The sequence below is a fragment of the Flintibacter sp. genome, assembly GCF_046973065.1.
The window spans coordinates 21,024-33,373 of the sequence record NZ_JBKVXZ010000038.1 but is presented as its reverse complement, the minus strand read 5'-3'; the positions used below and the strand labels follow the sequence as shown (position 1 = coordinate 33,373).

The window sequence follows — 12,350 nt, the reverse complement described above, 5'->3', positions numbered from 1 at the left end:
CTTTGGTGGAATAACTCCATCGGCAGGATTGACAGGAAGCAGCCCGTTTTCAACGGCAGTTCTCAGCGCGTAGTGGACGATGTTATGAATGCTGTGGACGGTGGTTGGACTCAGTCCGGCCGCATGGTTTCCACCTTTCATTCGTCCTCGCTCCAGAAGTTTTTGATAGAGGGAACGCAGATCTGCCCCAGTAATCTTCCTCAGCTGCTTTTCTCCCAAGTACGGGATGACATGGTTCATGATATCTCTTCGGTATCCCTCCAGCGTACTCTCCCGAACAGTCCCTTTGATATATTCCTCCAACCACTTGTCCAGCCATTGGGACAAGGTCATGCTGCTCCCCTCCGTCAGATCCACGCCCTGATAGGCGTTGATGTTCTGCCGGAGCTTGACGGTCAGCTCCTTCTGGGTGTCGGCGTAGATGTAGCGAAATATGGAGTCGCCGTTTTCCTTGTGGCCGATGACGATGCGGCCCTCCCAGCGGCCATCTTCCCGCTTGCGCACCATACCGTCTCCAGATGGTCTTCGCTTTCCCATATACTCACTCCTCCTTTCCTACTTGACGGCAGACACGCTCTGTCTCCTCCTCATCGAAGGAGTACAGGCCGTCCGCCTCCAGTTCTTTGCTCAATCCCCAGGCCAGTTTGAATCCAGCGGTGAAGCTGGCCAGGGAGGTCTCCTCCCGCAGCAGGTTTTGCGTGTCCACCAGATGCATGAGCCTGCGTCGCTGCAGCTTGTCCAGGCAGTCCCGTACCTCCTGACGGGTTTTCTCGATGTCCTCGTCCATTTCACTAAAGTCCGGTTCCCGGTAGAACCGCTGGTGCAGGGCTTTCATGTAGTCGTTTATGTGTACCGCCTCCTTTTCAGCAACACACAATACCGAAGAACCGAGAGAATAGCCAGGGCTTTTGACCACAATTATCAAACTGTTATCATTTGCACGGGAGCTTTCTTTGTTATACACTGTACTAAAATTGCCCATTGCATTCGGTTTACAACAGCTGAACTTTTATGTTACAATGCATACATCAACCAACTTCTGTAATGGAGGTTTTCCAAATGTCCAACTCCATTGACCGGTCCATTCGATCCGCCGAGCTGTCTTTGCAAATGGAAGGATTTTCGGTATCAAATACCTGTAAAGACCTTTGTCACAAGTTGCTTTCCGGCGAGATTACGCTGGAGCAATATCTGGCCCGCGTTATACCCGACAGGAAGAAGGGGTAGTATGGCTTACAGTATCGACGCGATAACCGACGGCTGCTATCCCGGAACAACCTGTCTCATCAACAAACTGGGGATACAGGATGAGTCTGTATTGGCCGAAACAGAAGCTGCTGTCGTTTTGGGCAAGGCAAGCCTGTTGGATCAACAGCCGATCCAGGGTGAGTTTGACTTTGATCATTACAAGCGTATTCATCATTTCCTATTTTGCGATCTTTATGATTGGGCTGGTCAAGTGCGCTCTATCAGTATTTCAAAAAAGGGTACGGCATTTGTTTCCCCAGATGAGATTGAATCCTGTGCGGGCGCCTGTTTTAAGCGATTAAGCACCTTTCATCCAGACGGATTGTCCCATCGGCAGTTAGCGGAAGAAGTAGCGGACTTTTACCACACCATCAACATGCTGCACCCTTTCCGTGAGGGGAATGGCCGTACTCAGCGGCTTTTCTTTGCGCAGTGGATTCAGCATCTTGGCTATGAGTTTGCCTTAGCAGATGTGGACCCGGACACATTTATGATTGCTACGATTTATGCGGCACAAGGGGTTATGGATCAGCTAATTGATTTCTTTGAAGATGCAATTCAGATCCCGCATATGAGTATGGAAATTGACCTTTCATAATTTGCACATTTACCGGGCAGTTTCGGACTGCCCGGTATTTTTATCCCATGGTCATGCCGCCCATAGTCTGCTCCTCCTCATGGTCATCCGGCTTGTGGCCCATCGCAATCTTCTTCTCTTGGATCTTCCGCCTGAGTTTTCGATCCATCTGCTGACCCGTCGGGACGGCAGGCGGCACGGAGTTGTCCTGGAAGATCCAGCCCATGTGGTGGAGCAAGCTTGTGACGGCAAGGAGCACATTGGGCCTGTGGCTGTCGTCAAAGTGATCCAGAAGGAACTGTGCATACTCGTTTCCCTGGGATGCAGACTCCCAGAGCCAGTTGTATGCCTGCTCCTGATCCTGCGCCACTTCTTCCCCTGTCAGGTACAGCTTACCCAAGGTGTACTGCGCGTACTGGTTGCCCTGTTCGGCAGATTGGGTCAGATACTCCAGCGCCTTAGCCACATCCTTTTGCACCTGCTCTCCCTGGAGATAGAGTTTGCCAAGCTGATAAGCGGCATACGGATCGCCCAGCTCTACCGCTTTCTCATACCAGGACACGGCTTCGTTGATTCTCTTCTGACTTTGCAGCAGCTTGCCCAGCGCATACTGGGAGAAGTCATGACCAGCTTCCGCGCCACATTGAAACCACAGCTCCGCTTTTTTGTCATCCGGAAGAACGCCAAGGCCATCCCGCCAGCACTTGCCCAGCTGATGCGCAGCAACGGTGAAACCTGAACTCCAGAGCTGCTCCAGCACTTGCACCTGTTCCGCTTTTTCTTCCTCTGTGTTTTCATAGACCGAAAGGATTTCTTTTGCGTTCTGATAGGTCTCCGCCATCTCCCACTGGGATGACCAGGCATGAAGCACGGCGTCCTGATCCTCATCCACCTCATCCTTCATCTGCGCATCCTCGAAGGTGAATACACCCAGCTGGAGATGGTCCGCCTCCCGGATGACCATGTTCTTGATAGCTTTGAACTCTTGCTGCTGAGACAGTGGTTTGTGTTCTCTCGGCGTGTCCTTGTAGTACCGTTCCAGTTCATCCCGCAGCCGGTTCCAGTGGTCATAGCACTCCGCCACTTCCGGGAGCTTGGCCAGTTCATCCACAATGGCATCCACCTGGGCCTTTACTGGCTTTCTCAAATAGCCGTACACCCTTTTACCTTTGACCTCCGACAACATTACAGACAGCATTTCCACCTGCTCCGCAATGACCGGACTGTCACATAGGCCGGACTTCATTTCCCGGATGAGCCGACCCATGGCTTCCATAGCCGTGTCCCGCACCTCCTGATAGGAGATATCCTTTTGCTGATACAGGGACAGCAGCTCGTCCTGAAAAATGTCATTGGACAGTTGAGAGCGCATCTGCTCAATGCCGCGCTCGGTCAGGTAACCCTGCTTTGGATCATTGGACCATGCCATCATGTGAATGTGTGGGTGGTGCTTCTCATCGTGGAAGGCAGCGCACCACCGAAAGCTGCTGGGCGGAATTTTCATCGCCGTTGCCAGCTCTGTCTGATGAGCCAGCAGCAATCTGCGCCAGCTATCACCGTTTTCGTAACCCAACCGTGCAGCATCTTCTCGCTTCAGAGAATAGACAAAGGTCCATACCGGACCAGCGTGTGCATTGATCTCTTCCATAGTTTGCTCCAGATCCGCAGCACCGTCCGCAGCGAATAGACCATGAGAGCGGGGACGCTCGGCCATGTATTCCAGGTAGCCACTCGCCGCAGGTTCAATCATTTCTACGCCATCCCGTGTGGCAATGTACTCGGCATAACATCCACCGCCACTGCCTGGCTTGATATAGCCGGACTTTTGAATGAGGCCGTTCATTCCGTAATCTCCTTTTGGAACCGGAACGCATCCTCGAAATCAATTTCTCCGTTGGTCTCTTTCACATTTTTCACACAGCGGACCCGGAGTTTTTGTAACTGATCCAGATCTACATTGCTCAGATAGGCAACCAGGTTCGCCATGATATCCTGGTCCACCGCCTGCTTGAACAGCAGGTGGCCCACGCGTTTTCCGAAGGAACCAAGCTTCCCCTCCAGCACGTCGGAGAGGACACGGGGCAGATAGGTTTCCGCGTGTTTCGTGTCCAGGTAGCCGGAGTAGAACCGGACGGCCTTTTCTATGTATTCACTCTGGCTTTTGCAGTTGTCCTGTTTGTAGTGAGTTTCTACTTCTCTTTTAGCCTCCGGCGTAATCCAGAGGGCAAATTTCTCTTTCCCGATAACCATACTTTGAAACCTCCTTTTTTCGTAGGAACGCCCTGAACTTTCTTACAATTCGTGGGTTTTATGCCGGGGCAACGCCCTAATGGGAAAAATTTTGTTTTCGGAACGCCCCCGTCCACCCCCTGAAACTGCCCGCACTGCGGGCAGTTGTGGCTCTGCCGAGGGGCACATGACCCCGGCAGTTTCTCCTGCTTTTTTTCATATATGCCCTGCGCTTTTTCTTCAAGCCCGGCAGCGGCCAAAATCTGCCTTGAAAGCCTCTGATGTGGAGGGGACCATCCCTGTTTCGAAAGAGGGCACACAGCGCCTTACAGCGGGCTACGAAGGGGATTCTTGCTCTGTTGCTGCATGAGCGTCCGTTCTTCCAATCGAAGCATCTGCTGCTGATAACAATGGTCCATGGCCGCTTGGATTGGCAGGATGGTGTACAGGTTGTTGCCATTTCGTTTCATCCCCTGTTTGTCGATGTAGGTCGTGTTCTCCACCGTGATGAACTGTCTGTCCGCCAGCCTTGCGATGTGCTTCATCACGGTAGCCACCGTAAGATGCACAGCTTCCGAGATGGTGCGGTAACTGGGATGGCATTGATGCGTGCGTCGGTCTTCACAGTAGAGCAGATAGGCATAGACTGTGATCGCACCATGGCCGGTGTTCAGGAAGAACAACTCATTGGGCAGAGAGAAAAAGTTCTTGCCGGCATTCTCGAACATGGGAACCCCGTTTTCATTGATCAGTCCGCGATGGTTCAGTTGATCGAGCTGTTCCATAGCCATGTCCACACTCATGTGCAATTGGGCTGCAATCTGATCCGCGCCTGGTACAGCAAAATTTCTGTGATGAGTATGGAGATAGCAGAGATAGGCAAGAATAGCAAACCCCTGTGGCTTTAGTTCCCACTTCCAAACATCGTTTGGCATTTGGAAGCGGCATTGTTTGGAGTCACGCTGACGGAAAAGGATATTCATTTGCAGTTTCCTCCCTCCGTGTGTTCCGTCACCCATTGGATGAACTGTTCCTTGGGTACCACCATACGTCTCCCAATGCGCAGCACTGGGAAGCCTGGTTCATGCATTAACTCATACGCACTGGAAGGTGACACGCCCAGTACCTGCGCCACCATTTCCGAATTGAGAAACAGCAGCAGATCATCATAGCTTTTGTAGACTGATTTTTTCATGCATTATCGCCTCCGATTGACTTATTTGATTCTATCTGATACGATGGTAACAAAGCACAAACAAGAGTTCAATGGTTTTGGGGCAGGTTGGGTAAATCCCAAAAGTCTATCGGCTACAAACAGGAGGCCACATGAAAAACGAGTCACTTGATACAGAGGACATTTTTACGGATTCAGTAGATGCCTTTACGGCACTTTTCTACAGTGACCGCATTTTTGTTGGTGAACATGAATATCCGATTGGGCAGTGTATGGTAGACATTTTGAACTTGGAGGAGCGGGAATTGCTTCGGCTTGATCAAAGTCTGCTGGATGTTTATCACGCCATACAATCTGTGTGGCAGGAAAACACGCTGGAATCTGTGGAGCGAGCACAGAAAAAACTACAGGAAGTTTGGCTTCTGGTGTCCGCACTTCCGGTCTATCGAGACCTAAATATCGACTGGTCACAGCCCCTTTTCCAAAACGCTGATCTACTGGAAACATTTTGGGGTGGGGTTCGTTATCTACCCAGTGAAGCTAGAGCAGAAGTAGAAATGCGTTTGCGTGGCATAGTCGGTATAACAGAAATCCTGCGTGTGTTTCGGAAACAGATTTCTCTGATGCTGGACAGCTACTTTGAACCCTTGGAGCGGAGAAATTCCGAGGCCTACGCAGTAGGTGTCTTTCAGTTTTACAGCGACATGATGACAGCCAAGGTTATAAACCACGACGAGGAGCCTTTCGATCACTGCTTCCCTCTTAAAGTAGCTTTTGTCCCCATGATGTCTCCCACGGGCGCAGACAAAATTATTTTGGCAGAACGGACGGAGTTCTCTGGTCTGATAAGCTTTTTGGAAGTGGAGTTCTACCGAGGGCTGGCTGTGGGGAATGTGCCGCGCCGCTGTCACAACTGCGGAAAATATTTTCTCCTGACTGCAGGCTACAACACCTGCTACTGTAACAGCATTGCTCCAGGTGAGGCAGAGCGCACCTGCCGGAAGGTAGGTGCTCACCGGAAGGAGGCCCAGGGCAAAGCGAACCGCACTCCGGCCCAGGTGGAATATGACCGTACCTATAACCGTTTGAAACAGAGGAAGAACCGTAGAAAGATTAGTGTGGATGAGTGGAACTCCGCTGTAGCCAGAGCACAGGATCTGCTAAGGCGCTCTGAAAGCGGGGAGTTGAGTGACGAGGAATTAAAAAAACAGTTAGAAACTCTGTAACAAAATACAGGCCGGCAGGAACTAACCTGCCGGCCATATGGATTGTGTCCGAAAAGTATTTCTTTGTTATACACTGTATCAAAAAGTGCCTGCTATACCATGCTGAGAGATAAAGTACCATAAGATGCACCGCTGCGGCAATCGTGCGGTAGCTGGAATGGCACTGATGCGTGCGGCGGTCCTCACAGTAGAGCAGGTAGACGTAGACCGTGATGGCACCGTGACCAATGTTCAGGAAAAAGAGTTTATTGGGTAGAGAGAAAAAATTCTTGCCGGTGTTTTTGAATACAGGAACCATTTGTTGATCCAGCAGCCCTCGATGATTGAGTTCAGAGAGTTGTTCTGCGACCCATTGAATGAATTGTTCCTTTGGCACTACCAAATGGTTGCTCACCCGCAGCACTGGAAAGTACGGCTCGTGCATGAGCTCGAAAGCACTGGACGGTGACACGCCCAACACCTTTGCACCGTTTTGGCATTGAGAAACAGCGGCAGTTCATCGTAGCTTTTAAAACCTGATTCTTGCATGCGTACCTCCTCTATCGTTCTCCTGTTTTCTGTCTTGCTGATTTTTGGCCGGGGAACTGTAGGTGTGATATGACTTCCAATCGTATGGGGAGGAAGAAGACCGTTTAATAACCTGTTTTTGAGAATTTTTAGAGTGTAGTTGACTGGGGAAAAGAAAAACCGGGCGCACGAGAAGAACACGGTGACCAGCAGGAAACTGCATGGTTTCGTGTTCTTCTTATGCGCCCGGCAATTTGGTGACTCAAAGATAACTGTCTTAGGACCCGTAGCTCGGTGCAACATGATTACAATTATTTATCATGCTTTGATATTAACAGGACATTCAATCTATGTCAATGCTGCATTAGAGAGTTTATTCACATTTTGAACCAATTACCTTTAGCGGCATATGGTGTGAAAATGTGAGCACATAAAGACCTTAATAATTTCCTTATACAGATATGGCAAGGTTAATGCACTTTTTATCAAATAGGACATATGATAACCACACAAAACAGCCTACTAGGCGATTGCAGGAGTGGTTTTTATGGACTATGGAGTTTGGACTTTGGTTCCAGTCCTGTTGGTTATTGTCTTTGCATTAAAAACAAAACGCACATTAGAGTCATTGATTTTTGGTACGATGCTTACCTACGTTATAACAAATGCGGCATTACTTCCCGTAGAAGGTGTAGATGCCTTAGGCCATATCCCGTCCGACTGGATGGATGCCTTTTTCCGCGTGGCTACCGACTACTCTCATCAGTGGGTATTTTTGGTATGTGCACTTTTTGGAAGCCTGATTACCTTGTTGGGGGCTTCTCATGGTACCCTTGGATTCACCAAAATTTTGGGGCGACTTTGCCGAGGGCCGAAATCTACCATGCTGGTTACATGGATTATGGGTATCCTAATTTTTGTAGATGACTACTTAAATATTATGACATTGAGCACCTGTATGAAAAAGCTTACCGACCAGCGGAAAGTCCCTAGAGAAGCTTTATCCTATATTATAGATTCCACGGGTGCACCAGTGTGTGCAATTCTACCGTTTTCTACTTGGGCCATTTTCTTTTCAGGCTTATTTTTTGCCCAACCGGGCGTAGCAGATCTAGGGTATGGATCTGCAATGGAGACTTTTTATCATGTTATACCGTTTACATTTTATGCAATTGCAGCGGTAATTATTGTGCCATTATTTATTATGGGCTTCGTTCCTAAAATTGGACGAATGAGAACGGCGTACCGACGACTGCGGGAAACTGGAAAAGTCTACTCTCCTGAGAGTGCTGCGCTCAATGAAGAAGATGACGAGTCGGAATTCCAGTCACAGGGGAACATTATCGATTTTGTTTTGCCAGTAGGCGTGCTAATTGCGTTGGCTATTTTTTCTGGGGAATTATTTTTGGCAGTTGTAGCTGCAATAGGTGTATGCTTTATACTCTACATTCCTCGCGGTAAGATGAGCTTTACAAAATTTTGTGATCTTTCTATGCACGGTTTCTGCAATATGATTCCTACAGTGGCAATTATTTTCTTTGCTTTTGTGATGCAAGAGGCAATGTCTGATATTGGAATTGCAAATTATATCATTACCTTGATGCAGCCCTACATCAATGCGGTAATTTTTCCTTTGGTTACCTTCCTAGTGGTGGCGCTTTTAAATTTTTCGACAGGCAGTGTATGGGGAATCCCAGCTATTGTAGCACCAATTCTACTTCCTCTGGCACAGAGCGTGGATGCAAATCTGGTTTTGGTTATGGGCGCGATTGTGTCTGGAGCAACATTGGGCAGCCACGCCTGTTTTTATTCGGATGCAACAGTTTTGACCTCCAGCTGCTGTAAGATGGAGAATATGGATCATGCTCTTTCGCAGATTCCTTATGCACTGTGTGCAACGGGAATTTCTGCGGTTGGTTATTTGGCATGTGGTATGCTCATGTAGGGGATGGAATTTAAATGTCGTATTATCTAAGGCAGGGAAATATCGTGAATGTCGCTACTGATGCCATTGTTAACGCAGCAAACACCGAACTCACTCGAACGCCAGGAATTTGCGAAGCAATTTTTTCGGCTGCGGATACTGTAAAACTGGAACAGGCTTGCCAAAGAATTGGGCACTGTGCAATCGGGCATTCTGCCGTGACACCTTCTTTTGGACTGCCAGCCCGGTATATTATTCATGTGGCAGGGACAAATTGGTATGGCGGGACGGAGCGAGAACGCATGCTTCTTGAGGATTGCTACCGTCGGGCTATGGCCAGAGCACAGGCTTGTAACTGTAAAAGTATTGCATTTCCCCTGATCTTTTCGGGCGAGTACCATATCCCACGAGAAGAGGCGATTCGGATAGCGGGGAAAGCAATTTCTGATTTTGTAGATCGCCATCCCGAGTTGGATGTGGTTCTGGTTCTCTATAAACCAGGAATTTATGCTATGGCCAAGCGCATTTTAGCGTGGAGTGAGACAGACAAATATGAACCGGACGCCAAATAGTTTTGGCGTCCGGTTTTTTACGGCCTTTATCCCATCTTAATAGCATGGACGAATTATTTATAATTTCATAGTACTAGCCATGATACGATAAAATAAAAAGTGTATTTTTGATGAAAGTCAGGAGGAAAATGCATATGGGTGAAGAAAAAAGAAACCAGGAATATGCATCGTCTTTTTCCGAAGATTCAGTTTCTCCCGGTAGGCTAAAGATATTCTTTGGTTATGCCGCAGGGGTTGGCAAAACCTACGCAATGCTTGAGGCGGCCCATCAGGCGCAAAAAGAGGGAATCAATGTTGTAGTGGGCTATGTAGAGCCGCATGCTAGGCCGGACACATTGGCACTTCTGGACGGGCTGGAGGTTTTGCCCTGCAAAGAGATCGACTACCGTGGGATCAAACTAAAGGAATTTGATTTGGATCAAGCTCTGCAAAGAAAGCCACAGCTGATTTTGGTAGACGAGTTGGCTCACAATAATGCACAGGGATGTCGGCACACAAAGCGGTATCAAGATGTGGAAGAATTGCTTCAGGCCGGAATCAATGTGTATACAACAGTGAATGTGCAGCATTTGGAGTCGCTGAATGATTTGGTATCATCAATTACTGGAATCGCAGTAAATGAGCGGATACCAGATCATGTTTTTGACCGGGCCAATCAAGTTGAATTGGTGGATATTGAACCAGATGAATTGGTAAAACGGCTTCAGGCAGGAAAAGTATATCGAGAGCGCCAGGCAAAGCAGGCGCTTCAGAATTTCTTCACCACAGAGAATCTGGCTGCGCTGCGTGAAATTGCGATGCGTCGTACTGCGGACCAGCTAAATCGTACAGCCCTTCAGGCAGGAAAAGGAAAAAGCGCCAAGGCTGGAGAACATATTTTAATTTGTTTGTCATCTGCCCCGTCAAACGCCAAGGTAATCCGGACGGCAGCGCGTATGGCGGAAGCCTTTCATAGCGGGTTTACGGCGCTGTTTGTTCAGACACCGGAAACAAAAGAACTTTCTGGAGAGAATCTGAAACGCCTTCGCGGAAACCTGCGTTTGGCTGAGCAGTTGGGAGCACAGATTGCGACCGTCTATGGTGCGGATCCTGCGGAGCAGATTGCGGAATATGCTCGGGTTAGCGGTGTGACCAAAATCGTGATGGGCCGTATTAACCATAAGCAGAATTTTATTACCGGGAAAAAAAGCTTGGCAGATCGATTGATCGAATTAACAGACCTGGATGTTTATATTATCCCAGACCACCAGCCCTTGTATAAAAAGCGTATGGGCAGAATTCGGATATCCGGTTCGAGGTTCAGCTGGAAGGATACTGCTATTATGCTGTTATCTCTAATTTTATCGACTGCGGTGGGCTTTGGATTTTTTTACGCAGGATTCAGCGAGTCAAATATTATTACAGTGTATATCTTGGGAGTGCTGCTTACAGCAGTTTGGACTGGCGGACACTTTTACGGAGCGATTGCCTCTCTATTAAGTGTTGCGGCATTCAATTACTTTTTTACAGTTCCACGGTTTACATTTCAGGCCTATGACCCCAGTTACCCAGTCACATTTCTAATTATGCTCTTTTCCAGTATTATTGCCAGTTCTTTGGCTAGCCGAGTGAAGGCACAGGCACGTTTGGCTGCGGAAAAAAGTTATTATACAGAGCTTCTGCTGGAGAGTAGTCAGAAATTGCAAAAGGGGCGTACAGAGTGGGATTGCCTGCACCTTGCGGCAGAGCAGCTAAATCGGATGTACGACCGTCCTATTCTCTATGCGCTGAATGAAGCAGAAGGAACCTTGAATTTTCGGATTGAACCGGAAGATGAAAAAAGCATTTTGACCGGATTAAATTCTGAAGATATTGGTGTAGCTAAGTGGGTACAGAAGAACAATAAGCATGCAGGGGCAACTACAAATACGCTGCCGGACGCGAAATGGTTGTTCCTGTCAGTCAGAGGAGCGCAAGGTGTGATGGGGATTGTGGGAATCCCCATCGTAGGGTATTCTGTCCCAGATGCGTTTGAAAAAAACTTGATGATTGCAATTTTAAGTGAGTGTGGCTTGAGTCAAGAGCGAATTCGTCTGCAGGAGGAACGAAACCGGGCAGAGCTTCAAGCTCAGAAAGAACGACTCCAGGCTAATTTGCTGCGGGCAGTGTCTCATGATCTCCGTACCCCGCTGACCAATATCAGCGGAAGCGCAGGGATGTTGATGCAGGAGGAGAGATTACTGGATCAGGCTGCTCGAAAGACGCTCTATACCTCTATATATGATGATACCAACTGGCTCATCAATATGACAGAGAACCTACTGATTGCCACTCATCTGGGAACCGATAAGGAAGCTTTTAAAACCAGTCCTGAATTGCTGGATGAATTGTTCGAGAGTGTCATACGCCATTTGGACCGCAGGGCGGCAGATCACCAGATTTCCGTCCAATTGGACAATGATACATTAATGGCAACAATGAATATACGGTTGATTCAGCGTGTGCTCATCAATATTATGAACAATGCCATTCAGTATACCCCCAAGGGTTCGCATATTGAACTGAGGGGACTACAGGTAGGGGATAAGGTACAGATTATAGTTTCAGACGATGGCCCCGGTATTCCGGACAGCGCCAAAAAGCATTTGTTTGATTTGTTTTATACGGCAGGACAGGGAAAGGCAGACTGTCAGAGAGGTCTCGGTCTGGGACTGAATCTCTGTCAAGCGATTGTGGCGATGCACGGAGGAAAAATTACGGTATCGGATCACAAACCGTCTGGGACAATGTTCCAATTTTCCTTGCCAGTTGTATATCCCAAATAGGGAAAAGCGACCACTGGGGCATTTAAAAAGCAAAGCTGCATTAATGCTATGTTAATGTCAATCAGCTTTCCTTAATCCCTATTTATTAC

The 12,350-nt window shown here is 48.3% G+C and carries 11 protein-coding genes and 1 pseudogene; 5 read left to right on the top strand and 7 right to left on the bottom strand.

Going from position 1 to position 12,350, the window contains the following annotated elements:
- Together ACLTXB_RS13015 and ACLTXB_RS13010 are read right to left on the bottom strand one after the other, a co-directional pair.
- Positions 1-537, bottom strand: a 537-nt coding sequence (locus ACLTXB_RS13015; RefSeq protein WP_428227298.1) for a site-specific integrase, incomplete at its 3' end; no start/stop codon positions are given.
- A gap of 4 nt (positions 538-541) precedes the next feature.
- On the bottom strand, positions 542-835 hold the full coding sequence (locus ACLTXB_RS13010; protein WP_428227297.1) for a hypothetical protein: 294 nt from the start codon (positions 833-835) through the stop codon (positions 542-544).
- 393 nt (positions 836-1,228) lie between these two features.
- Between ACLTXB_RS13010 and ACLTXB_RS13005 the strand changes: the two genes are divergently transcribed.
- Positions 1,229-1,846: a Fic/DOC family protein gene (locus ACLTXB_RS13005; RefSeq protein ID WP_428227296.1), complete on the top strand. Its 618-nt coding sequence runs from the start codon at positions 1,229-1,231 to the stop codon at positions 1,844-1,846.
- 40 nt (positions 1,847-1,886) lie between these two features.
- On the opposite strand, the gene mobP3 is transcribed toward ACLTXB_RS13005, so the two are convergent.
- The 4 genes from mobP3 to ACLTXB_RS12985 all read right to left on the bottom strand — a co-directional run bounded on the left by mobP3 (position 1,887) and on the right by ACLTXB_RS12985 (position 5,249).
- Positions 1,887-3,668 (bottom strand): MobP3 family relaxase, encoded by a 1,782-nt coding sequence (gene mobP3, locus ACLTXB_RS13000; RefSeq protein WP_428227295.1) that lies wholly within the window; start codon positions 3,666-3,668, stop codon positions 1,887-1,889.
- The gene (locus ACLTXB_RS12995; protein WP_428227294.1) at positions 3,665-4,075 is read right to left on the bottom strand and encodes a hypothetical protein; all 411 of its coding nucleotides are present in this window, start codon (positions 4,073-4,075) and stop codon (positions 3,665-3,667) included. The genes mobP3 and ACLTXB_RS12995 overlap by 4 nt, the downstream gene beginning before the upstream one ends.
- Positions 4,076-4,380: 305 nt before the next feature.
- Positions 4,381-5,037 (bottom strand): helix-turn-helix domain-containing protein, encoded by a 657-nt coding sequence (locus tag ACLTXB_RS12990; protein WP_428227293.1) that lies wholly within the window; start codon positions 5,035-5,037, stop codon positions 4,381-4,383.
- Entirely contained in the window at positions 5,034-5,249 is a 216-nt protein-coding gene (locus ACLTXB_RS12985) for a helix-turn-helix domain-containing protein (RefSeq protein ID WP_428227292.1), read from the bottom strand. Before ACLTXB_RS12985 ends, ACLTXB_RS12990 begins: the two co-directional genes overlap by 4 nt.
- Positions 5,250-5,380: 131 nt before the next feature.
- On the opposite strand from ACLTXB_RS12985, the gene ACLTXB_RS12980 reads away from it, so the two are divergent.
- The gene (locus ACLTXB_RS12980) at positions 5,381-6,454 is read left to right on the top strand and encodes a DUF6076 domain-containing protein (protein WP_428227291.1); all 1,074 of its coding nucleotides are present in this window, start codon (positions 5,381-5,383) and stop codon (positions 6,452-6,454) included.
- Positions 6,455-6,794: 340 nt separating this feature from the next.
- On the opposite strand, the pseudogene ACLTXB_RS12975 reads toward ACLTXB_RS12980, so the two are convergent.
- Positions 6,795-6,982, bottom strand: a pseudogene (locus ACLTXB_RS12975) (DNA-binding protein); the annotation flags it as partial.
- Positions 6,983-7,508: 526 nt separating this feature from the next.
- On the opposite strand from ACLTXB_RS12975, the gene ACLTXB_RS12970 reads away from it, so the two are divergent.
- From ACLTXB_RS12970 to ACLTXB_RS12960, 3 genes are all read left to right on the top strand, one after another.
- On the top strand, positions 7,509-8,906 hold the full coding sequence (locus ACLTXB_RS12970) for a Na+/H+ antiporter NhaC family protein (RefSeq protein WP_428227290.1): 1,398 nt from the start codon (positions 7,509-7,511) through the stop codon (positions 8,904-8,906).
- A gap of 14 nt (positions 8,907-8,920) precedes the next feature.
- Positions 8,921-9,457 (top strand): macro domain-containing protein, encoded by a 537-nt coding sequence (locus ACLTXB_RS12965; protein WP_428227289.1) that lies wholly within the window; start codon positions 8,921-8,923, stop codon positions 9,455-9,457.
- A gap of 134 nt (positions 9,458-9,591) precedes the next feature.
- Positions 9,592-12,261: a DUF4118 domain-containing protein gene (locus ACLTXB_RS12960; RefSeq protein ID WP_428227288.1), complete on the top strand. Its 2,670-nt coding sequence runs from the start codon at positions 9,592-9,594 to the stop codon at positions 12,259-12,261.
- The last annotated feature ends 89 nt before the right edge of the window (positions 12,262-12,350 follow it).